The 25662-nt window shown below is 43.2% G+C and carries 20 protein-coding genes, 1 rRNA gene and 1 pseudogene; 11 read left to right on the top strand and 11 right to left on the bottom strand.

The annotated features are described in order from the left end of the window. Both FTU95_RS13310 and FTU95_RS13305 read right to left on the bottom strand, forming a co-directional pair. Positions 1-327: ribosomal RNA gene (locus FTU95_RS13310) — 16S ribosomal RNA — on the bottom strand; the annotation flags it as partial. 428 nt (positions 328-755) lie between these two features. Next, positions 756-1328: a peptidylprolyl isomerase gene (locus FTU95_RS13305; protein ID WP_180078755.1), complete on the bottom strand. Its 573-nt coding sequence runs from the start codon at positions 1326-1328 to the stop codon at positions 756-758. Positions 1329-1431: 103 nt separating this feature from the next. On the opposite strand from FTU95_RS13305, the gene FTU95_RS13300 reads away from it, so the two are divergent. Further along, positions 1432-2106, top strand: coding sequence for an acetoacetate decarboxylase family protein (locus FTU95_RS13300; protein ID WP_180078753.1), 675 nt, complete (start codon positions 1432-1434; stop codon positions 2104-2106). 71 nt (positions 2107-2177) lie between these two features. Here the strand turns inward: FTU95_RS13300 and FTU95_RS13295 are convergent, their stop codons facing one another. After that, positions 2178-3248 carry an alpha/beta hydrolase gene (locus tag FTU95_RS13295; protein ID WP_180078751.1) on the bottom strand — a complete coding sequence of 357 codons (1071 nt, stop codon included), beginning with the start codon at positions 3246-3248 and terminating at the stop codon, positions 2178-2180. A gap of 216 nt (positions 3249-3464) precedes the next feature. On the opposite strand from FTU95_RS13295, the gene FTU95_RS13290 reads away from it, so the two are divergent. The 6 genes and pseudogenes from FTU95_RS13290 to FTU95_RS13265 all read left to right on the top strand — a co-directional run bounded on the left by FTU95_RS13290 (position 3465) and on the right by FTU95_RS13265 (position 9357). Beyond that, positions 3465-3974, top strand: a complete 510-nt coding sequence (locus FTU95_RS13290; RefSeq protein WP_180051076.1) for a hypothetical protein — start codon at positions 3465-3467, stop codon at positions 3972-3974. 852 nt (positions 3975-4826) lie between these two features. Further along, complete coding sequence (gene grpE, locus FTU95_RS13285) at positions 4827-5375, top strand: nucleotide exchange factor GrpE (RefSeq protein ID WP_005173545.1); 549 nt, start codon at positions 4827-4829, stop codon at positions 5373-5375. A 155-nt stretch (positions 5376-5530) separates the two neighbouring features. Further along, positions 5531-7474: a molecular chaperone DnaK gene (gene dnaK / locus FTU95_RS13280; RefSeq protein WP_074383783.1), complete on the top strand. Its 1944-nt coding sequence runs from the start codon at positions 5531-5533 to the stop codon at positions 7472-7474. Positions 7475-7644: 170 nt separating this feature from the next. Continuing rightward, positions 7645-7905: pseudogene (locus FTU95_RS13275) on the top strand (hypothetical protein); the annotation flags it as partial. Positions 7906-7965: 60 nt separating this feature from the next. Then, the gene (locus tag FTU95_RS13270) at positions 7966-8874 is read left to right on the top strand and encodes a matrixin family metalloprotease (protein WP_180078749.1); all 909 of its coding nucleotides are present in this window, start codon (positions 7966-7968) and stop codon (positions 8872-8874) included. A gap of 105 nt (positions 8875-8979) precedes the next feature. Further along, the gene (locus FTU95_RS13265; protein WP_180078747.1) at positions 8980-9357 is read left to right on the top strand and encodes a hypothetical protein; all 378 of its coding nucleotides are present in this window, start codon (positions 8980-8982) and stop codon (positions 9355-9357) included. Positions 9358-9412: 55 nt separating this feature from the next. On the opposite strand, the gene erpA is transcribed toward FTU95_RS13265, so the two are convergent. The 4 genes from erpA to FTU95_RS13245 all read right to left on the bottom strand — a co-directional run bounded on the left by erpA (position 9413) and on the right by FTU95_RS13245 (position 13338). After that, the gene (gene erpA, locus FTU95_RS13260) at positions 9413-9748 is read right to left on the bottom strand and encodes an iron-sulfur cluster insertion protein ErpA (protein WP_004281944.1); all 336 of its coding nucleotides are present in this window, start codon (positions 9746-9748) and stop codon (positions 9413-9415) included. Positions 9749-9869: 121 nt separating this feature from the next. After that, a complete protein-coding gene (locus FTU95_RS13255) occupies positions 9870-10877 on the bottom strand; it encodes a putative solute-binding protein (protein WP_074384156.1) in 1008 nt (335 codons plus the stop codon). Between the two features lie 192 nt (positions 10878-11069). Next, positions 11070-12080 carry a putative solute-binding protein gene (locus FTU95_RS13250; protein WP_159138959.1) on the bottom strand — a complete coding sequence of 337 codons (1011 nt, stop codon included), beginning with the start codon at positions 12078-12080 and terminating at the stop codon, positions 11070-11072. A 253-nt stretch (positions 12081-12333) separates the two neighbouring features. After that, on the bottom strand, positions 12334-13338 hold the full coding sequence (locus FTU95_RS13245; protein ID WP_180078745.1) for a putative solute-binding protein: 1005 nt from the start codon (positions 13336-13338) through the stop codon (positions 12334-12336). A gap of 217 nt (positions 13339-13555) precedes the next feature. Between FTU95_RS13245 and FTU95_RS13240 the strand changes: the two genes are divergently transcribed. Continuing rightward, a complete protein-coding gene (locus FTU95_RS13240; protein ID WP_180078742.1) occupies positions 13556-15487 on the top strand; it encodes an ATP-binding cassette domain-containing protein in 1932 nt (643 codons plus the stop codon). A gap of 342 nt (positions 15488-15829) precedes the next feature. After that, complete coding sequence (locus FTU95_RS13235) at positions 15830-16993, top strand: zinc-dependent alcohol dehydrogenase (protein ID WP_005173519.1); 1164 nt, start codon at positions 15830-15832, stop codon at positions 16991-16993. A 1179-nt stretch (positions 16994-18172) separates the two neighbouring features. Here the strand turns inward: FTU95_RS13235 and gyrB are convergent. The 4 genes from gyrB to dnaA all read right to left on the bottom strand — a co-directional run bounded on the left by gyrB (position 18173) and on the right by dnaA (position 24445). Then, on the bottom strand, positions 18173-20644 hold the full coding sequence (gene gyrB / locus FTU95_RS13230; protein WP_100329864.1) for a DNA topoisomerase (ATP-hydrolyzing) subunit B: 2472 nt from the start codon (positions 20642-20644) through the stop codon (positions 18173-18175). Between the two features lie 56 nt (positions 20645-20700). Then, positions 20701-21783: a DNA replication/repair protein RecF gene (gene recF / locus FTU95_RS13225; RefSeq protein WP_159516722.1), complete on the bottom strand. Its 1083-nt coding sequence runs from the start codon at positions 21781-21783 to the stop codon at positions 20701-20703. Between the two features lie 28 nt (positions 21784-21811). Beyond that, the gene (dnaN, locus tag FTU95_RS13220; protein ID WP_005173508.1) at positions 21812-22960 is read right to left on the bottom strand and encodes a DNA polymerase III subunit beta; all 1149 of its coding nucleotides are present in this window, start codon (positions 22958-22960) and stop codon (positions 21812-21814) included. A gap of 108 nt (positions 22961-23068) precedes the next feature. Next, positions 23069-24445 carry a chromosomal replication initiator protein DnaA gene (gene dnaA / locus FTU95_RS13215; RefSeq protein WP_074383792.1) on the bottom strand — a complete coding sequence of 459 codons (1377 nt, stop codon included), beginning with the start codon at positions 24443-24445 and terminating at the stop codon, positions 23069-23071. A gap of 660 nt (positions 24446-25105) precedes the next feature. Here dnaA and rpmH point away from each other — a divergent pair. Beyond that, on the top strand, positions 25106-25240 hold the full coding sequence (rpmH, locus tag FTU95_RS13210) for a 50S ribosomal protein L34 (RefSeq protein ID WP_000831329.1): 135 nt from the start codon (positions 25106-25108) through the stop codon (positions 25238-25240). A gap of 29 nt (positions 25241-25269) precedes the next feature. Further along, positions 25270-25662 (top strand): ribonuclease P protein component, encoded by a 393-nt coding sequence (gene rnpA / locus FTU95_RS13205; RefSeq protein WP_100355778.1) that lies wholly within the window; start codon positions 25270-25272, stop codon positions 25660-25662.

The following is a 25662-nucleotide window of genomic DNA, read 5'->3' as shown; positions in this document are numbered from 1 at the left end:
GCCGTGTCTCAGTCCCAGTGTGGCGGATCATCCTCTCAGACCCGCTACAGATCGTCGCCTTGGTAGGCCTTTACCCCACCAACTAGCTAATCCGACTTAGGCTCATCTATTAGCGCAAGGTCCGAAGGTCCCCTGCTTTCTCCCGTAGGACGTATGCGGTATTAGCATCCCTTTCGAGATGTTGTCCCCCACTAATAGGCAGATTCCTAAGCATTACTCACCCGTCCGCCGCTAGGTAAGGTAGCAAGCTACCCTTCCCCGCTCGACTTGCATGTGTTAAGCCTGCCGCCAGCGTTCAATCTGAGCCATGATCAAACTCTTCAGTTTAAAATCAATAGTACCTTTAAAGGGTACCAATCTTGGCTCATCAATTTTCTGACAAATATTTCTCAAATAAACTTCGAGTAATTTCTACCATCAATCAATGAAAATAATTTCGATCAATCAACCAGTAAAAATCCACACAAGTTGTTCTTCATAATCTCTTAATGATCTTTCTAACACCTCGTCAGTGCTAGAAGCTGGACTTCGACAAACTTAACAACTCAGCAATTTGCTTCGTTCGTTTCCGTCTATCTCGTCGGTATGGGCTCATTATAGGGCAATTTCCTACAGGTGCAAGCGCTTTTAACTCACAGGAATCACGACTGTTTTATTTTTATGCACCAATTTGGTTCGTATTTATACAAAAAATCACATAACTACATATTTTTAAAACAGAAATATGAATTAAATATTTCTGTTTTATTCTGTACCTAGTTTTTCACAACTGGCGCTTTAATGTTCACACTGTTGATCTTTACAGGCTTCACCGGCACATTTTGATGCATTCCATAGTTTCGAGTCGGTACTTTGGCAATCTGCTCGACAATATCCATACCTTTAGTGACCTTACCGAAGACCGCATAGCCTGCATTTCGGGCAGAACGATCCAGAAAATCGTTATCGACCAGATTTACAAAGAATTGTGCTCGTGCAGAATCCGGCTGATTGGTACGCGCCATCGCTAAAGTACCGCGTTTATTTTGCAGACCATTCGATGATTCATTTTTAATTGGAGCTTGGGTATTGGCCTTTTCCTGCATGTTGCTATCAAAGCCCCCACCCTGCACCATAAAGCCGGGAATGACCCGGTGAAAGATAGTGTCCTTATAGAAGTTGCTCTTTACATAGTTTTCAAAGTTTTTTGCCGAGATCGGGGCTTGATCATTAAAGAGCTCAATTTCAATATTTCCCGATGAAGTTTTCATCTCAATAAGGGTATTGGCAGCAAAACCTGGCAGACTGATGGCAGTAAGGGCGATCGCATATAATGATTTCTTTAACATTTTTTAACTCATCTACTTAGAAGTAATGGTTGTGAATGACTGTATATTAATCTTTTATAACTCATAATGCAGTTGCCTGCCGACTAAAGACAAGAGAATAAGAATGAGCCATGCATTATTACAGGAGCAAAATATCCACCAGTTTCCGCCTTGGCATTTACAGGGCGAAGGTTTTATTTTGAATTACTGGCTAACACCCGGCTTTATTCAGCAAGCCAAGCAGTTCCGTATTGCCCCTTCCCCACTGGGTCGCGTGGTACAAGTGTTATTGGTGCGTTATCATTCTTCACCCATTGGTCCTTATGATGAGTTACTGATTCTGGATCATCCTTTAATTAGTAAACGACGCTTCAGCTCGATTCCTAAAATTTATGTGTCTACTCATGAATCTGTCATACACGGCCAGCATTTATGGGGTATTCCCAAAGAACATGCAGAATTTGAATGGCAGGAAAAAAATCAGGAAATATTGTGTCATATTCAGCATCAAAACCAGCGTATGACGATTCGACTCAAAAAAACCAAATCTGCGCGCAAGTTCTATATTAATAGTCATCATATTCCAGCCTCTATGCTCAAAATTCAGCAAGCCTGGAAAGGCCAGCGTTTTCAGTTCAGCCCACAATTCCGTGGCCATCTTTCCAAGCTGTCCCAAGTGGAATGGCAAAATATCAATAATATATTTCCAGATTTTTCTAAAGCCAAGTTGCTACAGAGCTTTTATGTCCCCAAGTTTAATCTGATCTTCCCTGAAGCAAAGATTGCGACCAAGCCATAACAACTTATATCAAGCCAGGTATAAAAAAGGCATTTCCATGAGAAACACCTTTTTGTATGCACGTTTTGGATTTAACTATGTTTATCCCAAAATTTGCGAAAATCCTTGCTGATCTCGATTACATATTTTTTAGCACGGCGGGAAATCGGGGTTAAATTGATAAAACCATGGGCCTGATCGATATAGTCATGATAAGAAACACTTACCCCATTTTGACGTAATTTATGTGCATAAATAGAACCTTCATCATGCAAAACATCATGTTGTGCGGTAATCACATAAGCAGGCGGCAAGTTTTTCAATTGACCATAGGTGGGAGAAACCAATGGATCATCCAGTTCAATCTGGTGGGTTTGGGCATACATCAAGGTCACCAGATCAATATCCTGATCTGACAATACCAAGCCGTCTTTATAAGCATAAAAAGAGGGATGGCGGCTTTTAAAATCAACCGCCGGATAAAGCAAGAGCTGGGCACGTGCTGCATAAGATTTGCCTGCACTACGCTGCGTCACCACTGCCGCCAGATTTCCACCTGCACTGTCTCCCGCCACCGCAATCCGGTTTTTATACACTTTCAGCTGTTTACTATGCTGATGTGCCCAGGCGAGGGCATCTTCACAGACCTGTACCATCTGCAAGGGACTAAATTCCGGTGTCAGCGGATAAGCCACACTCAGCACCTGTACTTTGGCATGCACTGCCAGAAGGCGACAGAACTCATCATGGCTGTCCAGACCACCCACCATAAATGCACCACCATGATAAAAAATCACCATAGGCAACTTCTTTTGCGGTGCAGGATGATAATGCCGGGCAAAGATGCTGCCACTTTGCAAAGGCAGACGCAGCTCTTCTACCATTTTCACAGCAGTCGGTCTGGCCTGAATTGTTTTCATGCGCGCATCAAACGCCACCCGTGCCTGTGCGACATCTTCACTCAGAAAGCTGCCATGCCCCTGTTTAAGCTGAATCGCCATCAGGCATTTGACCATGGGGTCTAAATCAGGATAGTGATGAGGATAGTCCAAAGCCTTAACCAATGCGTCTTGTGCAATACCAGGTAAGCGATCCAGCATACGCGCTGCTGTGCCTTGCCCTTTTTCGATTACACTTTTCAGTACTGGATGATTCACAGTCATTATTTTTAGTCCTTATTCTCTTAATTCTTCATAGTTTCTACACGATTAGCGTTTCAGTGACCATATTCTTATATAAGTCTTAATATCTACGTACATATAGTTTTATCCAATACGTTAACCTGATTTATAAAAGATGTCATTGACCATTTAAATGGTATTTTTGACGTAGTTTTGCGAGCTTCAGTATATTTTTTATTTCAAGTTGGGAGAATGCCTATGGCTGGCAAAATTATAGCTCTGTCTCTGGCGACTGCATTTTTGGCTGTAGGCTGTGTTGCTTTCCCTGAAGATGGTGGCTACTACGATGGCCGTTATGATCAGCGTTCTGATCGCCGCTATGAACAGGATCGTCGTTATGAGCAACAGCGTCGTTATGATCGGCAACGCTGGGAATATGAACAGCAACGTAAAAGTATTGAACTGGATCGACGTAAACAGGAAGTGCAGCGTCGTAACTGGGAACAGGACCGTAAAAGACAGTTAGAACAGGACCGACGTAAAAGCCAGCTGGAACGACAACGCCAGGAACAGCAGCGTAAAAACATGATGAGCCAACGGCAAAAACAGGCTGAAACAGAACGTAATAAACGCCGCCTGGAGCAGGATCGTAAACGGATCACCGATCAACGTGCCAAAAAAGCCCAGCAAAACCGTTCATCTAACCCACGCTGGAGCGATAATCGACGTCAACAGCAACAACAGCGTCCACGCGATCGCCGTGATTAATACTTTGATTTCACTCTTTGTTAAAAAAGCCTGTAGCAGGCTTTTTTAATGGAAAATTTTATCTCAAGCTGATTGGATAAAAGCAGTATTTTTGCATGAAGGCCGGACTAAGCCGCCAAGCCATCATTTTTATCTTGATCAGATCAAGAATGCTCAATTTTAGCAAAAAAAAGGCCTATCTTAGAGAAAAAGATAAGCCACGAAAACACATTTCAAAATAAGAAGAAACTACAGCGATAGAATCTGGAATAAATATTAATCAAAAGTTCATCTATTGAGAAATACTTTATTGCTTAGATATTAATCGCTTTTATGTCTAATAAATAATCAGGCAAAAAAAAGCCAAGTCTTGGGGGAACTCAGCTTAAAAAAAGTAACTTGAAATAAGGCAACAGCAACCGAGTTCGGCTCTCTCCTCTGAACAAGGTCGCTGTCTATGTCAGTATCATGCAATTTTTTTACTAATATTTAAAACAGATTAAAATTATTAAATTTATTTAAAAATACGATTATCAATTTTTTATATTTATTTTCAAATAATTCATGTTTTATTTTAAAGCTCAGACTGTCTATTCAGCGACGTATACAACAATGATCAGATGACTCCTTGATCATTTACTTCAATTTATCTCCGCCTATATCGCGGTAAAAGCCTGCCATCTGCTCGCTGTTTTATTCAGAATTTTGTATAAATCTTAAATTTAATCTTGACTGACGCTTGAATTTTTACACCCTGCCCCGATTTCTTTAGGTAATCAAGAACTTCAACCATGGCAGTTCAGCATTAACGCAGTGAATACTGAGGCCTGAGGACTGTACATGTTTAAGAACCCATTTAAACGGAGTAAATCAATGGCGACTGAGCAAAACGAGCAAGCTCAAAAATTTGAGCAAGAGCAAGCGGAACAAGATACAGCGCAAACTCAAGCTGAAACCGAGCAGGCAGAAGTTTCCGTTGAGTCTTTACAAGAGCAGATTGCGCAGCTTGAAGGTGACTTAAAGTTAGAAAAAGCACGTACGGCCAATGCAGTCTACGAAGCACAAAAAAGTGTGGAACGTATTCAGCGTGAATCTGAAAAGCATAAAGATACCGTTTTAGAAAAGTTCTCTAAAGAACTTTTAGAAACCGTCGACAATCTCGAGCGCGCCATTGTTGCCGCAGGTGAAGAGAAAACTCCACTGCTGGAAGGCGTTGAACTGACACTTAAATCTTTATTGAATACCTTAGAGAAATTTGGAGTCGTGGTGGTAGACACCAGTAACGGCTTTAATGCTGATCTGCATCAGGCAGTTGGGATTGATCCAAATGCCAAAGCCAATGAAATTGGCACTGTTTTGCAAAAAGGCTACACGCTGAATAATCGCCTGTTGCGTCCGGCGATGGTCATGGTTGGCGCTTAAGCCAAATAAATTCGGGAGTTTGTGAAATTTTTTCAACAATTTTACTTGAAAAAAATCGAACGGCTCTCATATCGGATAACAAGTAAATCCCTTTTAATTTCCCTTTGATAAAGGGAAAAGTTTGGGAATAAAAAAATTTTTGAGGAAACATCCAAATGGCTAAAATCATTGGTATTGACTTAGGTACTACAAACTCATGTGTTGCAGTACTTGAAGGCGACAAAGTTAAAGTAATCGAAAACGCTGAAGGCGCGCGTACAACGCCATCAATTATTGCCTATAAAGATGGCGAAATTCTGGTAGGTCAATCGGCAAAGCGTCAAGCGGTAACGAATCCGAAAAATACCTTGTTCGCGATCAAACGTTTGATCGGTCGTCGTTATGAAGACCAAGCGGTACAAAAAGATATCGGTCTGGTACCGTACAAAATCATCAAAGCTGACAACGGTGATGCTTGGGTTGATGTCAACGACAAGAAACTTGCGCCACAGCAAATCTCTGCTGAAATCTTGAAAAAGATGAAAAAAACAGCGGAAGATTACCTGGGTGAAACAGTAACTGAAGCGGTCATTACCGTTCCTGCTTACTTCAACGATGCCCAGCGTCAAGCAACGAAAGATGCAGGTAAAATTGCAGGTTTAGAAGTGAAACGTATCATCAACGAACCAACGGCTGCTGCACTTGCGTTCGGTATGGACAAGAAAGAAGGCGACCGTAAAATCGCGGTTTATGACTTGGGTGGTGGTACATTCGACGTTTCAATCATTGAAATTGCGGATCTTGATGGCGACCAGCAAATCGAAGTGTTGTCTACTAACGGTGATACATTCCTGGGTGGTGAAGACTTCGATAACGCATTGATCGAATTCCTGGTTGAAGAGTTCAAGAAAGAACAAAACTTCAACTTGAAACAAGATCCGCTTGCGCTGCAACGTTTAAAAGAAGCTGCTGAAAAAGCAAAAATCGAGCTTTCTTCTTCGAATGCAACTGAAATTAACCTACCATACATCACTGCTGATGCGACTGGTCCTAAACACTTGGTGATCAACGTAACACGTGCGAAACTTGAAGGTTTAGTTGCTGACTTGGTTGCGCGTACCATTGAGCCATGTAAGATTGCACTTAAAGATGCTGGTCTTTCAACTTCAGACATCTCTGACGTGATTTTGGTGGGTGGTCAATCACGTATGCCAATGGTTCAACAGAAGGTTCAAGAATTCTTCGGTAAAGAGCCACGTAAAGACGTAAACCCTGATGAAGCAGTTGCAATGGGTGCTGCGATTCAAGGTGCGGTACTTTCAGGTGACAAAACTGACGTACTTCTACTTGACGTTACTCCGCTGACACTTGGTATCGAAACCATGGGTGGCGTGTTAACAGCAATCATCGAGAAAAACACCACGATTCCTGCGAAGAAATCTCAAGTGTTCTCGACTGCTGCTGACAACCAGCCTGCTGTAGACATTTCTGTGTTCCAGGGTGAACGTAAAATGGCGCAGCAAAACAAATTGTTGGGTAACTTCCAATTGGGCGATATCCCACCGGCTCCACGTGGTGTGCCACAAATTGAAGTATCTTTCGATATCAACGCTGATGGTATCTTGAAAGTATCTGCAAAAGACAAGAGCACGGGTAAAGAGCAATCGATCCAGATTAAAGCAAACTCAGGTTTGTCTGATGCTGAAATCGAAGCAATGATCCGTGATGCTGAAGCGAATGCTGAAGAAGATCGCAAATTCGAAGAATTAGCGAAAGCACGTAACGAAGCGGATGCGTTAGTTTCTTCTGCTCAAAAAGCAGTGAAAGATTTGGGCGAGCAAGTGACTGCAGACGAAAAAACTGCAATTGAAACTGCGGTTTCTGAGCTTGAAGCATCAACTAAAGAAAATGATGTTGAAGAAATCAAAGCGAAAACTGAAGCGTTGCAAAACATCATCATGCCGATCACTCAGCGTGCCTATGAAGCAGCTCAAGGCCAAGGCGGTGCGCAAGGGTTTGATCCGAACGCATTCGGTGGTGACGCTGGTCAACAACAGCAAAAAGCGGACGACGGCGTTGTAGATGCTGAGTTCACTGAAGTAAAAGATGACAAAAAATAATTTGTCGCTTTAACTGAAAAACCGCGCAATAGCGCGGTTTTTTTATGTCCAAATTTTAAAGCATGAAGGTAAAATGACTAAAAATGGATCGTATGTTCAAGTAAAGCTGTTTAAGCTAAATCCAACATGAAACGACCATCAACCCTGAAAATTCTGATTTTGCGGCCTTTCAGCAATGGGTTAAAGCCATGTTATTGCTACAGGAACGCCACACTTGTCGACTGTATGCCAAATCCGGCCGGGGTATGGAGCTGGAAGCGCAAGTTGGCTGACGCACGGGCTGGATCGAAACACCACAGGCTGACATCGTGGCCTTTTCCCTGAATATGCAGATGCACAGTCATATGGATCCGGCGATTCGCCTGGACATTTTACAGCAAACCTTGGCCGAATTAGGACTTTATCCAAAAGCTGAGCAGGAAGGCAAATAAGCATGGGAAATGCCTTAAAATTAAGCTATATTTTTTAAAAATAAGCATCTCAATAGCAATATGCGCCTTCTATTTTGTCTGGTCATCGTTGGGTTAATCCTGTCTGCCTCTATGCATATGCAGACCAAAGCTCATCCACAACTGCGCTACAACTCGCTTGCAGACCGGCTCAGTCATCCTTTTGACACACGTTTACGCTTTAAGGTCGATCAGGTAGATGCAGGCTTTGGGCTGAGTAAAGAGCAAGTGATTCAACTGAGCAAAGAAGCCGTCGAGATCTGGCATCAGGGCACCCATCGCGATGATCTGCTGCTCTATGATGAAAATGCCCAGCTGAGTATTCATCTGATCTATGATCAACGGCAACAGGAATATAATGCCTTAAAGAAAGTCGAAAAACAGTTGCTGGCAGATGATACCCAGTATCAACGTCAGGTCAAAAATCTGGAAGCATCTTATCAACATCTGGAAAGTCAACAACAACGCTTGATCCAGCAAAGAGATCAGATTAATTATGAATTTCAGAAGCTACAGCAACGACGGCATCAGCCAAATTTATCTGCCTATGAGCACGAACAATTAGAATATGAGTTTCAGGCTTTACAGGGCAAATCGGAAAATTTTAAACGGGAAGCCGAGTATCTTCAGCAACAGCAAAGTTCTTTTAATCTGAATGTTTCGCTGCATCAACATAGTCTTGAAAATCATCAACAGAATATCATTCAGGCCCAGCAACGTTTTCCTGCCCGTGAATTTCATAAAGGGGTATTTATGGGTCATCAGATTCATGTATATCAGTTTGATGCAGAAGATGATCTGCGTCTGACACTGGCTCATGAACTGGGGCATGCTTTGGGCCTGTATCATCATGATGATCCAGAGGCGCTGATGTATCCGGTACTGGGAAAACAGAATTTACAACACTTTCAGTTGCGACCTGCCGACAAGACTTTGCTGTATCACCGTTAAGTGATCAGCCTGAATTCCTTAATTAATTTAAGTGTATAAGTGTTATAAAAAACACTCTATTCGGATTTCATGTTATTGTGAACGGCTACATTGTTCAGGCCATCTTTGGAGATTCATGTGAGTTACTACCATATTTTAATTGAAGTAAATGACCACATTAGTACGATTGATGAAACGCGTGATATCGAGATCTTTGATATTGAGGATATTCAGCCACATCTTCATGCGATTTTATTGCCTTATTTCAATGAACAGCTGATTGAACTGGACGATGAGAATCTGGAATATAAAGATATTTTACATCTGGAAATCAAACAGACCCTCTTGCCGATCAATGACCTGATCGAAGAAGAGCAGCGCCTGTTGCCAAGTGATACCGATATTACCATTAGCGCTTATGAGATTTTTAATAATCGTGAGCTGAGTCAGGATGTCACATCAGTAATTTTTGACCTCTTGGAAGCGATAAAACTGGAAAATTAAGTTTTCTTCAGATATAAAAAAGTCCTCATCAAGAGGACTTTTTTATTGTGCGCGTTTAGATCGAGAATGAAGATCCACAACCACAAGTGGTGGTCGCATTCGGGTTTTGCACCACAAAGCGTGAACCTTCCAGACCTTCTAAATAATCTACAACGGAACCGACCAGATATTGATAGCTGAGTGAATCGACCAGTACTTTCACATCGCCGTTGGCAAATTCTGCATCGTCTTCATTCTGACTTTCGGCAAAGTTAAAGCCATAAGAGAAACCTGAACAGCCGCCACCGGTAACATAAACACGGAGCATTAAGTCTTGGTTACCTTCACTGTCACGCAACTGGCGTACTTTATTTGCGGCATTGTCGGTGAGCACAAGCGCTTGGGCATTCATGGCGGATTCCTCTGTTGAATGGAATGTCTTTAAAAAAAAAAGACCATATCGAAGTATAACACACTCAATATATGGTCAGTCTCTACAGATTAAAAGTCAAATCAGAGTAATTTTATCAGGATTATTTGTAGTTCTCATCCTGTAAGGCACATTCGAAGTTTTGCGGGTTCTGTTTACAACGGAATTGCCACAGCAGTTTCATCATGCGTTTGTCATATACGCCGCGTTTGGTCAGGTCGATTCTGGAATCGCGCATCATTTTCTGATAACCCGGTTTATCTGCAGCCGGAATATCCATCCAGTATTTTGCAGGAATATCGGCTTTCATTTTGCCCAGAATACCAAAAGCGCGCGGCAACTGGCTTCTCACCCATTCACGTGATTTTTGACCATAACCCGCCGGGAATTTATCGGGACGGATAATGATATTACCGGTCACTTGCAACACCGGATAATTCACAATCGCACCTTTTGTACCTAAGCCTTTGTGTAATTCTAGCGGCTTAAATACCGCAGCGGGTGCGCCAATGATATCAACCTGACCATTGTTAAACTTGGCGCCAAAGTTGGTGACATCGGCACTGACGGCTTGAGCACCAACCTGCTGCACCATGATTTTTTGTGCTTCATCATAGTCGAGTACCGCAATTTTTTTACCTGCGGCTTTGGCCACGGTATTAATACTACGGTCATTGACCAACAGAAAAGCATCACCGACAGGAATCACCCCCACCACTTCATATTTGCCATTGAGCATATGTTTGGCAAAAGTCGGACTCGCCAGACCCTGCATCACTTTAACGGCCAGATTCAGATCTGGAATCGCCCCGATAGCATCGAGTGAGCCGGTAAAGCTGTTGAACTGACGTCCGCGCATTCCAGTGACACTAATCCCGTCACATTTTCCGGCTTTAAAATCTTCTGCAACCACGGCTTCATTGGTATTCACTCTAAGCTCGATATCAGCGCCCCAGTTTTTCGCTGCCAGCTGATAATCTTTCATGACGCTATACACATCGCCATTTTTGCCCACCAGATCAAATACGCACATCACCTGTTTGGCCTGTACCAGACCTGAAACAGTAAATGTCGCTGCGGCCAATGCCAGTATTTTCCATCTTCTTTGCATCATCCTAATGTCCTTATACCTTGTTTTTGTTATTGCGATTTCAGCCGCATCTAATTGTTTTTATATTAATCATAAGAAATCAATCTTTAGATCAAGCTTAAGCTATTTAATCAGCTGTACAATGGCTGATCTGCCTCAGTTCAACTACAAAAAAAGCTTAGACTCAGCTAAGCTTTTTCTTTAAAAATCAAATTACTCACCCGAAAGTGAACACTCAAAATTGGCTTTGTCGACAGAACAGCGCGCGCGTTTTAACACTGACATCATGCCAGCATCATAGATTCCGCGTTTGGTCATGTCCATACGGCCATCACGTAACATTTTCTGGTACTTGGTTCTATCTTCAGCGCTCAGATTCATTTTATATTTCGACGGAATTCCGGCTTCCAGACGGCCGATCATGGCCATACTTTTTGGCAGGTTTTTGATAAACCAGTCACGCGATTTTTGCCCAAAACCTGCCGGGAATTTTTCCGGGCGAATGACAAAATCGGACGTCACATGCAGCACCGGGAAATTAAACATCGCGCCGTTATTGCTAAGGCCTTTATAAATCTCTAGCGGTTTATAAGCATAGGCTGGTGCCCCCACCATATCCACCTGACCATTGTTAAATTTGGCCACAAAATTGGATACATCGGAAATCACGGCCTGTGCACCAACACGCTGCACCATAATTTTCTGGGCATCGTCATAGCCCAATACCGCGAATTTTTTACCTGCGGCTTTTTCGATCGAGTTAATATTTTTGTCACGGACAAAGATGAACGCCGAACCAAGTGGTGCAATCCCGGCAATTTCGTATTTTTTACCACCCAGATTAGTCACCATTTTGCTGGCATTGCGTTTGTCCAGCGCAAAACTAATGGCACGCTGTGCAATTGCATTGCTCGGTGCACCGCCCAGTGCATCGATAGAACCGGCAAATTTATTGTATTGACGGGCGCGCATGGCAGTCATAAATACACCATCACATTTTCCGGCTTTAAAATCATTGTCGGCAACAGCTTCATCCTGGCGGGCAATCAGATTGATTTCTGCGCCCCAGCCTTTTGCAGCCAGTGCCCATTCTTGCGCCATCTGGAAAGACTCACCCGATTTACCCAGTAAGTCAAACACGCAGATATCGACTTTTTCTGCATGCACTGCATTGGCAAAACCAAATGTAGAAAGTGCAGCCAATGATAAGAGTGCTTTTTTCATTGTATTATCCTTTGGAATCTTGTTATTCGCTGAGTGTCCGTACACGGAACAAATATTAAGCAAGTTTAATTAAAAAAAATAGAGCATTTACTCCATTTAAAACCCGTGTTTTGGCCTATAAAGATAAATCAGCGTATGTTCTAAATATTATTTTATAAAATATTTTTAAATATCAATTTCTTAATATTTAATAGAAGTTTCGTATCATTACATTTAATCCGTGAGAGTTACAAAGATATACATCATTTGAATTTTATTCGCCACTAATTGAACACTCAAAATTGGTTCTTTCGACGGTACAGCGGGCACGCTTCAATACCGTCATCATGCCGGGATCATAAATCCCCTGCCGGGTTAAATCGATGCGGCCTTCGCGCAGAATCTTCTGATAGGCAATGCGATCTTCACGGCTTAAGTTCAGCTTATATTTATTGGGAATTTCCGCTTCCATACGTTTCACCATGGCAAAACTGCGCGGCAACTGTTTCACAAACCAGTCTCTGGATTGTACTGCGAAAGAGTCAGGAAATTTATCCTGCCGGATGATCAGGTCGGCAGTGACATTGATTACTGGAAAATTAATCATGGCGCCTTTATTGCCCAGACCTTTTTCTAATTCAAGCGGTTTAAAGGCATAAGCCGGTGCAGCCACAATATCAACTTCGCCCTGATTAAACTTACGGATAAAATTGGAAATTTCCGACATTACCGGCACGGCTTCAATCCGGTTGACCATAATTTTCTGGGCATAGTCATAATGCAGCACGGCAAATTTCTTGCCTTTTACCTGTTCCAGTTTATTCAGCTCGCGATCACGGACAAAAATATAAGCCGGGCCAATCTGCCCGATCCCAGCCACTTCAAATTTTTCTTTGCCAATCTGGGTGATCAGGCGCTTGCTGTTGCGTTTGTCCAGTACATAACTGATGGCTTTCATGGCAATGTCATTATTTGGCACACCACCAATCGCGTCAATCGAGCCGGCGAATTTGTTATAGGCGCGGGCCCGCATAGAGGTCATATAGAAGCCATCGCATTTGCCGGCCTTGGCATCCTGATCCACTTTGGCTTCGTCCTGATAGGCAGTCAATTGAACATCAGTATTCCAGGCTTTTGCAGCTAAAGCCCATTCCTCCATTAATTTAAAAGATTCGCCAGACTTGCCCAGCAAATCAAAAACACAGACATTTACTTTGGCATGACTTGAAGTCGATGCCAGTAGACCCAGTGTAGATAAAACTAAAAATCCCTTTTTCATTTTTATTTTACTCTATCATATTTTTTGCTCGATCAGCTTCTACTATAAACAACTGTTAATGCTGAAAATAGAGCTTATACTCAACTTATGCGTCCATAATATATAAATTCACAGTATTTAAAAGCTGGCTCATTTCAGTAAAAGTCGCAAGATTTTTCATTTTCACAAGGCTTTCCTTTAGAATAGGCGCATCTTATTTCTTAGCTTTGATTTCTCAATGATTCAGTTAGACCAGTTATCTATACGTCGCGGTGGACGTGTTTTATTTCAAAAAGCGTCGATGCAGTTACACCCAGGATGGAAAATTGGCCTAACCGGTGTCAATGGTGCCGGGAAATCGACCCTGTTTTCAGCCTTACTGGGCGGCATGGAGTCAGACACCGGTTCGTTGACCCGTCCTGCGGTATGGACCGTGGCGCATATGGCACAGGAAATCAAAGCGCTGAATATGAAAGCCATTGATTTCGTCTTGTCGGGCGATGAAGAATACTGGGATATTCAGCAGAAACTGGAGCAGCCAGATCAGCTGGATGATGCAGAACTGGCGCATTTATATGGCCGTTTTGATGAAATTTCAGGTTATTCTGCGCCGGCCAAAGCTTCGCAACTGATGGCCGGTCTGGGCTTTTTTGAACATCAATCCCAACTGGATGTGTCCAGTTTTTCTGGTGGCTGGCGCATGCGCCTGAATCTGGCGCGTACCCTGATGAGCCGTTCCGATTTACTCCTTCTTGATGAACCGACCAACCATTTAGACCTGGATGCCATTCTCTGGCTCGAAGACTGGCTGAAAGCCTATGAAGGTACGCTGGTGCTGATTTCGCATGACCGGGATTTTCTCGATGCGATTACCGACCATATTTTACATATTGAAAATCAGGAACTGATTTTATATACCGGTAACTACTCGACCTTCGAGCGTACCCGCAGTGAACGTCTGGCGCAGCAGCAACAGGCTTATGAAAAGCAGCTGGAAACCCGCGCACATCTGCAAAAATATATTGACCGTTTTAAAGCGCAAGCCACCAAAGCCAAGCAGGCACAGAGCCGGATCAAACAGCTGGAGCGTATGCAGGAACTGTCTGCTGCCCATGTTGATACACCATTTACCTTCAGTTTCCGTGAACCGACCAAAATGAGTTCGCCTTTATTGCAACTGGAACATGCCGATATTGGTTATGGTGACAAGCTGATTGTCACCAATGTCAATTTACAGATCACGCCAAGCAGCCGGATTGGTTTACTCGGGATGAATGGTGCCGGTAAATCTACCCTAATTAAATCGCTGGTCGGTGATTTAAAATTGCTTCAGGGTCTGCGCAAAGACTCGGAACTGCTCAATATTGGCTACTTTGCCCAACACCAAATGGATGCACTGGATGGCAATGCCAGCCCGATGTTACAGCTGGCCCGTATTGCCGATAAAAAAATCAGTGAAGCCAGCCTGCGTTCTTTCCTGGGCAGTTTTGGTTTTAGCGGCGAACGCATGGATACGCCGAGTGAAAGTTTCTCGGGCGGTGAACGTGCCCGTCTGGCTCTGGCATTGATTGTCTGGCAGCGTCCAAACGTGTTGATTCTGGATGAACCGACCAACCATTTAGACCTGGATATGCGTCATGCATTGACCATGGCCTTGCAGGATTTTGAAGGTGCTGTGGTGCTGGTGTCGCATGAACGCCAGCTGATTGCCAGTGTCTGTGATGAATTGCTGCTGGTACATAATGGTCAATGCTGTGAATTTGACGGTGATCTGACCGCTTATGCCGATTGGTTACGTCAGGCCCGCATTGAGATGATCAAAAACGGGCAGAAGCCAGCCGAGCCGGTGAAATCTCAGGTCGAAGTCAAAGCAACCATTTCCAAACTGGACAAAGAAGCACAGCGTAAGGAAGCGGCACGCCAACGAGAACTGAGCCGCCCGATTCGTAAAAATATCGAAAAATGTGAAGCACAGATTGCAAAGGTTACGCCGCGACTGGCTGAAATTGAAACTTTACTGGGTGACAGTGCTTTATATGACGCCTCACGTAAAAATGATTTGCTCAAACTGATGAATGAGCAAACCGAGCTGAAAGCCAAACTGGAAACAGCCGAGGAACAGATGCTGGAACTGATGATGGAACTGGAAAGTCTGGAGCAGTCCTTCTAACACTATTTCAACACCCCCATTATCTGAGAGATGAGTAACAAGCGTTATTCATCTCTTTTTTTTATTAAAACCACCCATTTTTAATATTTTCCTCCTGCTTTTCATCTCCGTGTAGTTCCTTGCTATTCTTGAGTACTGCATCTCTTCTTCAAAACTTGACACATTTTGTCGTGAATTACGCAAGTGCCATATAAGTTTATTTTTTAAACAGTGGAGTGGCTTTTTTCATACATTAATTTACAGCGTCAGCTTGCATCCTAAGGCTCTAATACAAGTGTTTTTTAATTTTCGGCAGCCTTGATTCGAGTCTGTTTAATGTTGAACTAGAGAGAGGAAATCCGCATGCGTGCTCTTACTTATCACGGTACTCGCGATGTACGAGTTGAATCTGTTCCTGATCCAGTCATTCAGGAAGCAGATGATGTCATTCTCAGAGTAACGGCTACTGCTATCTGTGGCTCAGACCTGCATCTTTATCGTGGGAAAATTCCCGCAACCGAACAGGGTGATATTTTCGGTCATGAATTTATGGGGGTGGTCGAAGAAGTCGGTCCTGAAGTCACTTCAGTAAAAAAAGGCGATCGGGTGATTATTCCCTTTGTGATTGCATGTGGCCACTGTTTTTTCTGCGAACACGAGCTGATGGCTGCCTGTGAAAATACCAATAGCGGACGTGGTGCGATTATCAATAAAAAACAGATTCCACCAGGTGCCGCCCTGTTTGGTTATAGCCATCTGTATGGCGGTGTGCCAGGCGGTCAGGCCGAATATGTGCGGATTCCCAAAGGCAATGTCGGACCGTTTAAGGTTCCCGGTTCCCTGCCTGATGAAAAAGTATTGTTTCTGACCGATATTTTACCCACAGCCTGGCAAGCTGTGACCAATGCCCAGATTGGCCGAGGTTCCAGTGTCGCCATTTATGGAGCTGGGCCAGTCGGTCTGCTGGCTGCGGCCTGCGCACGTATGCTCGGTGCCGAACAGATCTTTATGGTCGATCACCATCCTTATCGCTTGCGTTTTGCTCATCAAACTTATGGGGCGATTCCGGTCAATTTTGATGACGTGGATGCAGCCGAATTCATCATTCAAAATACGGCAGGTTATCGTGGTGTCGATGCGGTGATTGATGCGGTGGGTTTTGAGGCCAAAGGGAGTATGCTGGAAACGGTAATGACCAATCTAAAACTGGAAGGTTCAAGTGGTTCTGCGCTAAGACAATGTATTGCGGCGGTGCGCCGTGGCGGTGTGGTCAGTGTGCCGGGGGTTTATGCCGGTCCAATTCACGGTTTCCTGTTTGGTGATGCCTTCGATAAAGGTCTGACCTTTAAAATGGGACAAACCCATGTGCACAAGTTCCTGCCACAATTACTGGAACATATTGAAAATGGTGATCTTTCGCCAGACCTGATTATTACCCATCGCATGAAACTGGAAGATGCTGCTGAAGGTTATCGCATTTTCGATAAACGTGAAGAAGACTGCCGCAAGATTATCCTGACACCATAAAAATTTAAGCAATAAGAAAGCGCCGTCAGGCGCTTTTTTTGTTTTTTACCGCATTTGATGAATTGTATTTTTTCTATTTTCAATTCACAAAACTTTGATGTCCTTTTCTGTTTTTTCTAAACATCATGCATAGCATGATTGTCAAAATGAAATTTAGACCTTAACCAGCAGATACAAATCTAAAGAGTTAAGAAAGGAAAGTAATAACACGATGATTTTAAATTAAAAAAATGAAAATTCACTTGATTGTTAAATTAATTATGTAGTTTAACTACACCCTCTATTTTTCAATCAAAATATGTTTCACGCTCATTATTAAATAAAACTACAATAGATATATAAGTAATTAATTTTAAAAGTATTTATAGTTTTCAATAAAAATAGCTGCTCAAGCATGCTGACGAGTAGCTATTGATTTTGCAGGGTTGTATAACAGAGGAAATATAACTCTAAATAGCACTTTAAATTCAAAACGCCATTTTAAATTCAAAAGCACTTGTCCACAAGCCAAATATTTTTAAATTTAAAACCAGGAGCTAACTAGAGAGGGAGTTGGTTTGTGGATAAATACAATCTTATTCACATAATTAATTAGGGATAACTTTGTAGTTATCCACACGTTTGATCATATTTAGAGCAGACCTTAAAATAATCCTATTCACATATTATTTGAGATACGGCAGGATATTTTAATAAGCCATTCAAATAATAGAATTTAAAAAAACCAGCTTTATCATTTTGTATTTATTATTTTCCAGCTCTATCGCTCTCCACTCTTCAATTCGGCCTTCGCTACGGGTATTTTTCATACACCAACTTTGGCTTCAATGGCTTCTATACGCTATTTTGCAGCACATGTACAATTGATCCTAGTATCGATAGTTATCCTTTAAATCCTGCTAAAATCCTCAAATTTATAGTGGCACAATTACTTCCCCACCATGATAAATTGCATTCATCCAGATCTCATACTTGTCTTTATATTGCTTACTTATGGATAATTTTTTTAGGTCGATTAGCCACCGCTTAATTCGACTTTTTTTTGCAGCTAAAATCAGCTGATCATTTGGCAGAAAAGCACGACCTAGGTTGGAATGCTTCTAAAATAATTCAGATGATATTCGCATAAATTTTGCATCAAAAAAGCGCCTCGAAAGGCGCTTTTTAAAATCATCTTAATCAGGTATCAATGTCTGCATTCAAGGCATTCTCTTCAATGAAGGCACGACGTGGTTCCACATCATCGCCCATCAGACAAGAGAACATGCGGTCTGCTTCAATCGCATCGGTGACTGTCACTTGCAGCATGTTACGGTTATCCGGATCCATGGTGGTTTCCCACAACTGTTCCGCATTCATCTCACCCAGACCTTTATAACGCTGGATCATCATGCCGCGACGCGAGTCAGACAGAATATGCTGCCAAACCTGATGAAAATTGTTCACGTTAATCTTACGATCACCTTTTTGCAAATAAGCACCTTCTTCAAGCAGGCTGAACCAGCTCTTCGAATTCTTTAATAAACGTGCATATTCACTTGAACCTAAAAGCACAGAGTCTAATAGATAACTATGTGGCAGATTATGCACATAGATGGTGATTCTTGGTAACCAGCTTTGAGTTTTCTGACCATCTGCCAGTTCTTTCTCAAAAGATTCCAGCGTTAATTCTGGACGTAGCGTCGGCTGAATGGCTTCAATCGCTGCACGCAGATTTTCACCCCAAGTTTCGACATAACTTTTATCTTCAAGCTGATCGAGTTTAAAGGCGTCCAGCGACAGCAAAGCATCGAGCAAGCTCGCCGGATAACGCTGGGTTAAACGGGCCAAGCTCTTCTGTGAGGTTTGATAATCGGCAATCACCCTTGCCAGTGCTTCACCACGAATCGCAGGTGCTTCAGCACTGATATGCAGTTCTAGCTCGTCAATGGCATTGGAAATCAGGTAAGTTTCCAGTGCATCGTTATCTTTGATGTACTGTTCCTGCTTGCCTTTTTTCAGCTTGTAGAGTGGTGGCTGGGCGATATAGATATGACCACGCTCGACCAGTTCCGGCATCTGACGGAAGAAGAAGGTCAACAGCAGCGTACGAATGTGCGAACCATCGACGTCAGCATCGGTCATGATAATGATTTTATGGTAACGCAATTTGTCCGGGTTATATTCTTCACGACCAATACCACAGCCAAGTGCAGTAATCAGTGTGCCGACTTCCGCAGAGGAAATCATCCGGTCGAAACGCGCACGCTCTACGTTCAGAATCTTACCTTTCAGCGGCAAAATCGCCTGCATTTTACGGTTACGGCCTTGCTTCGCAGATCCACCCGCAGAGTCACCCTCGACCAGATACAGTTCAGACAAGGCTGGATCTTTTTCCTGACAATCGGCCAGCTTACCTGGAAGACCGGCAATATCCAGTGCGCTCTTGCGACGGGTCATTTCACGGGCTTTACGCGCTGCATCACGGGCACGCGCGGCATCAATAATTTTGCCGGCAATCGATTTCGCTGCTTGTGGATTTTCTAAAAGATATTCAGAAAATGCCTTGTTCATGGCCTGCTCAACCGCAGTTTTTACTTCACTCGACACCAGTTTTTCTTTGGTCTGCGAAGAGAATTTTGGATCAGGCACTTTCACCGAGACGATCGCGGTTAAACCTTCACGGGCATCATCCCCCGAGACTGCAACTTTTTCCTTTTTCAGGATATTTTCGCTGTCCATATAGTTATTTAAACCACGGGTCAGTGCAGCACGGAAACCGGCCAAATGTGTACCACCATCCTTTTGCGGGATGTTATTGGTAAAGCAGCGTACGTTTTCCTGATAAGAATCATTCCACTGTAATGCCACTTCTACCGTAATGCCGGTATCGAGCTGTGCAGTAGTGAAATGGAAAATATCGTTCAGATGCGTTTTGCCTTCGTTAATGTATTTAACGAACTCAGATAAACCACCTTCATAGTCATAGATATTTTCAAGGTTGACGCGCTCATCGCGAAGTACAATGCGTACACCTGCGTTCAGAAACGATAGTTCACGCAAACGACGCGCCAGAATATCGACATTGAATATGGTTTGGCTAAAAGTTTCAGCACTTGGGTAAAAACGTACAGTGGTACCTGACGTTTCGGTTGTCCCTGTTTCACGTAATTTATAAACAGGATCACCATGACGGTATTCCTGTTCATAGGTTTTACCTGCACGACTGATGTTCAACAGTAGTTTTTCAGAGAGTGCGTTGACCACAGACACACCTACGCCATGCAGACCGCCTGAGACCTTGTAACTGTTGTCATCAAACTTACCGCCGGCATGCAGAATGGTCAAAATCACCTCTGCCGCAGACACGCCTTCTTCAGGGTGAATATCGGTTGGAATACCACGACCGTTGTCAGAAACTGAAACCGATTCATCTTCATGAATAGTCACTATAATTTCATCACAGTGGCCTGCCAAGGCTTCATCAATCGAGTTATCGACTACTTCGAACACCATGTGGTGCAAGCCTGTACCATCGTCTGTGTCACCAATGTACATGCCCGGACGCTTACGTACTGCGTCTAAACCACGTAATACCTTGATGCTAGAGGAATCATAAGCCTTTTCAATGGTTTGTTCTGTTTGAGAAGCAGCTTGATCTTCTGAACTCATGGTTTCTCCCTAGTGAAAAATAGGTCTATCCCAAGATGGGTAAAACTAAAAAAATACTATTGCACAACAACCTGAACTGTACCGTTTTCAACATTGAATAACTGATATGAGATAGACAAATCATGTAAGTGCTTTTGTACTGATTCATGGTCTAAGGTGGTAATAAAAACTTGACTACCAAGTTGGCTCAATCGCTCAATTAAACGTTGTTGTGCGGTTAAATCTAATTCTGCTGTCACATCATCTAATAATACCACAGTTTCCTTATTACAAGAATGCAGCATTGCGATTTGCGACAGTTTTAACGCCATCATCAGCAGCTTTTTTTGCCCGCGTGACAGGATCACATCGGCATCCCCCAAAGGGGTTTTCAGACGCAAATCTGCGCGATGTGGACCGTATTCTGTATAACGTCTTTCCAGATCTTTTGCATGCTGATTGGTCAGATCATTCAGCAGGCCGGTTTCACTATGAAAACCCGGACTGTATTCCAGACTGATCTGCAGATCAGGCAACAGCTGCTGCAGATCATCTTCAAAAAAGGACTTCCACTGTTCCACGATACCCGCACGCTGCGAATGTAAAATCTCGCCATATTCGCTCAGCATCTGGTTCCAAGGCTCCAGATCGGACAGACTCAAGAAACGTTTGCTTTTGAGCAAACTATTGCGCTGCTTCAAGGCACGCGAATAATATTGCCAGGCATGATAAAACTCAGGTTCCACGTGGAACATCAACCAGTCTAAAAGTTGACGTCGTGGCTTGGCACCATGATCAATAATATCGGTACTTTGTGGGTCAATCAGCTGCAAAGGCAATAGCTTGGCGAGTTGGCCCTGCGTTGCCACCAGATCACCATTGACCTTAATCAGCTGTTCCCCGCTGGCCATTTTTTGCATGCCGATTTTTTCGGTCGCGGACTGTGCAAACACAATCGCGTCCTGTGCGCCATGCTGAATATAATTTTTCGGGATATGGGTACGGAAAGAACGACCGGCAGCCAGCAAATGAATCGCCTCTAAAATCGAGGTTTTACCTGAACCATTTTGGCCATAAAAAACATTAAACGGCTGCAATCCGTGGAGAGCAACCGTCTTTAAATTCCGTACACGCTCAATATGTAAACGCGTAATATGCATGTCTTATACGAGTATCAATAGCCGCGACTTAAACACGCATCGGCATGACGACATAAGTTTGATCGGTATGTGCCGGGTCTTGTACTAACACAGACTGATTGGCTTCAGTCATGGTCATGGAGACATCATCACCATCCAGCACACCCAGCACCTCAATCAAGTACTGCGCATTAAACGACATCTCCAGCGGTGAGTCGGCATATTGAATGGCTAAGTCTTCAATCGCCTCATCCTGTTCCGGGTTATTGGCGCGAAGTTGCAGGGAATCGGCATTAAAATTCAGGAACACGCCACGGAGTTTTTCATTACTTAAAATCGCGACACGCTGCAAAGACTGCTTGAACACATCATGCGCAATCATCACAATTTTGTCGCCACCACGTGGAATCACACGACGATAATCCGGGAATTTACCATCAATCAGTTTGGTGGTGAAACGCACGGTAATATCGGCCTGTTCCTTATCACGGCTTGGCATATTGATGGTCACATTCAGCAGTTCACGACCAATCAGCAAAGATAACTGCTCATCTTCAACACTGAGCAGACGCTGTAATTCCGCAACAGCTTTACGTGGCACAATCGCTTGAATCGGCTGGGTCGCAGTAGATTGAGCCGCAGTTTCACAAAGCGCCAGACGGTGGCCATCGGTGGTCACAGCACGTAGCTGGTTGGCATCAATTTCCAGCAAAGTACCGGTCAGGTAAAAACGCACATCCTGCACCGCCATCGCAAAGGCAGTTTTCTCGAATAAACGCTTCAGCTCACGCTGGGTAACAGTTACTTGCGTACCTTGGGTGTTTTCAGTATTCAGTAATGGATAATCATCAGCAGGCAAGGTACCCAGCACAAAACGGCTGTTACCTGATTTGAGAATGCAGCGCTGATCTTCAGTAATATGCAAATCCACCAATGCCGCTGAAGGAAGTGACTTACAGATATCAATCAGCTTACGCGCCGGAACTGTGGTTTCCCCGGCCTGCAAACATGCACCTTCAGCCAGTGCGGTACTGGCCACCAGTTCAACCTCAAGGTCGGAACCGGTCACCGTTAATGCCTGGGCAGTCACCTGAATTTTCAGGTTAGATAAAATATTTAAGGTATGGCGACGTTCAACCGCTCCTACGACATGTGAGAGAACATTCAGTAAGCTTTCTTTCGCGATTTTTAAACGCACGGTGCATTCCTCTAAAGCTGAAGATTAATATAGAAAAAGTGAATTTTTAACGGTTTACTATGCGGCAAAAGCAGCCGCATAGCAAGAATAGAATTTGAGCGATTTAGGTCAACTTTGCAACAGACGTTGCAGGTTTTTATAGTCTTCGTTAAAGATTGGATCTTCCTCACGCAGGCTCTGCACTTTCTCGCAGGCATGCATCACGGTACTGTGATCACGACCACCAAAAGCCATGCCAATTTCTGGAAAACTGTCGCCGGTCAGTTCACGTGCCAGACCCATCGCCAGCTGACGTGGACGGGCATAAATTCGGGTGCGTTTCGGTCCGACAATCTCTTTTAAGGGAATACGGAAATATTCACTGACCACACGCTGAATATTTTCAGTACTGATGGTGCGGGCACGAATCGCCAACACATCTTTTAAGGATTCACGCACCACATCCAGATCAATCGGTGTGCCTTTAAAACGTGAAATCGCCACCACTTTATTTAGCGCACCTTCCAATTCACGCACGTTGGCCACCACCTGCTGCGCAATAAACAGGGCACAGTTACGCGGTAAATCTACCTGATTGCTTTCGGCTTTTCTTAATAAAATCTCAATCCGGGTTTCAATATCCGGTGGTTCAACCCCGACCGACAAGCCCCAGGAAAACCGTGAAACTAAACGTGGATCCAGTTCAGTCAGTTCTTTTGGATAGCGGTCTGAGGTCAGAATAATCTGCTTAGATTCATCTAAAAGTGCGTTAAAGGTGTAGAAAAATTCTACCAGGCTGGCTTCTTTACCGGCCAGTAAATGGATGTCATCGACCAGTAACAAATCCAGAGAACGGCAATTTTTCTTAAATTCTTCCACTTTGCCTTGCTGCAAAGAACTAACAAAATCTTGTACAAAGCTTTCCGCGGTCATGTACATCACCCGTGCATTCGGCTTGGCCTGCAACAGTGCATTGCCCACAGCCTGCATCAAGTGAGTTTTACCCAGACCGGTCGGCCCATATAAAAATAAGGGATTATGCTGTGAAGCACCGAGTTGGGTCAGTACCTTGCGACAGGTTTCTGCTGCCATCTGGTTAGAACGGCCTTCGACAAATAGCGAGAAAGTAAATAACGGATTGAGCTGACGTCTACGGCTATTTTTAACCGTATCTTCTTTTTCTTTTTTCGGTTTTTGTACCGGCATTGGGGTTGAAGTCAACGCCGCGGTGGTGGTCGCTGGCTGTTCACTGGCCGATAAAATCGCACCAGGACGTGAATCGACCAAAATTTCGACCTTGCGTACCCGTCCTTCAGACAGCTGTTCGGCCAGAATCGTAATCAGTTCCAGATGATGCTCTTGAATGTAACGCGTCCAGTAAGGATTAGGTGCATACAAACGCAAGCTATCTTCCAGCTCTTCTGCAACCAATGGGCGAATCCACATTGTAAAGACATTTCCAGAGAGCTCTTGTCGCAGGCGATTTAAGCAGTCCGTCCAAAGCATGTGAATCCCCTATTCATTCCATTGTTCATTCAAAAAGATGACCGCGACCAAAAGCGGGTCGCCATTCTAACCAAGTTATCCACATCTGTCATGATCATTTCCACAAAAACTGTGCAAAAAGCCATCATCGTGCATAAATTTAAATTTAAAACCCGGTGTGGATAAGTTTATCCGCAAGCTGTGGATAAAATATAGCACAAAGTTATCCACAAAGTATAAAATTATTAGAAACAGTTTTATCCACAACATAAATATATGTTTAATTAAATAAAAAGTGGCTTATCCATAGAAAAAGTGCTCCCTAATAATAATAAACTTAAATTTATAAATTTGAATTTACTTATAAGCTTTGAGTTTTCTGTGGATAAATCGAGAGATTACGAATTTAAATTCAAAAACAGAATCTTGCTTTTCAACACTGGATAGATTGTGGATAACTTTGTTGATAGAGTTGTTTATAAGTTATATATCTATGTATAACAATAATTTAATCTGTGGTTAAGTATAATTTAGTCATTTCACCAACAGTTTTTTTGAAAACTCGTATAAAAATCTTTTTTAAGCTTATTTGAAAAGAAAAGTGCTTTTGCATTGACAGCTCAAGCAATGAGCACTAAAATCGCGGACCTTCATAGAAAGATCATTTTTTGGAGTTTCAATATGAAACGTACATTCCAACCATCTGAATTAAAGCGTAAGCGTGTTCATGGTTTCCGTGCTCGTATGGCTACTAAAGCTGGTCGTCAAGTATTAGCTCGCCGTCGTGCAAAAGGTCGTCATAGCTTAACTGTTTAATCAGTTACGCTAAGACGATTTTGGGTGTTATGACAAAACTTTATAGTTTTGGTACAGAGTTGCGATTACGCTGTGCCGCCGATTATAAAGGTGTGTTTGATGGTGCGCTTTTTAAAGTGCATCAGCCCCATTTCTTATTTCTTGCAAAACATTCCGAACTGCCAAATAGCCGTTTGGGTTTAGTTGTTGCTAAGAAGAAAGTGCGCCGAGCACACGAACGAAATAGAGTAAAACGACTTGCTCGCGAAAGTTTTCGCCTGCATCAACAGCAATTAGATGACTTAGACATTGTAATCATGCCAAAAATAGGTGTGGAAGCAGTGCCTAATGCAGAATTGCATCAGCAATTACAATTTGCTTGGCAAAAACTGAACCGTCTTGCCAAAAAGCATACAAAAATAGCCCCCTCCCCACAAAAGTAG

The organism is Acinetobacter sp. YH12208 (assembly GCF_013418055.1).
GTDB lineage: Bacteria > Pseudomonadota > Gammaproteobacteria > Pseudomonadales > Moraxellaceae > Acinetobacter > Acinetobacter pseudolwoffii.
Note: the sequence above shows the minus strand (reverse complement) of the source record. Positions and strands in the feature narration are given on the sequence as shown.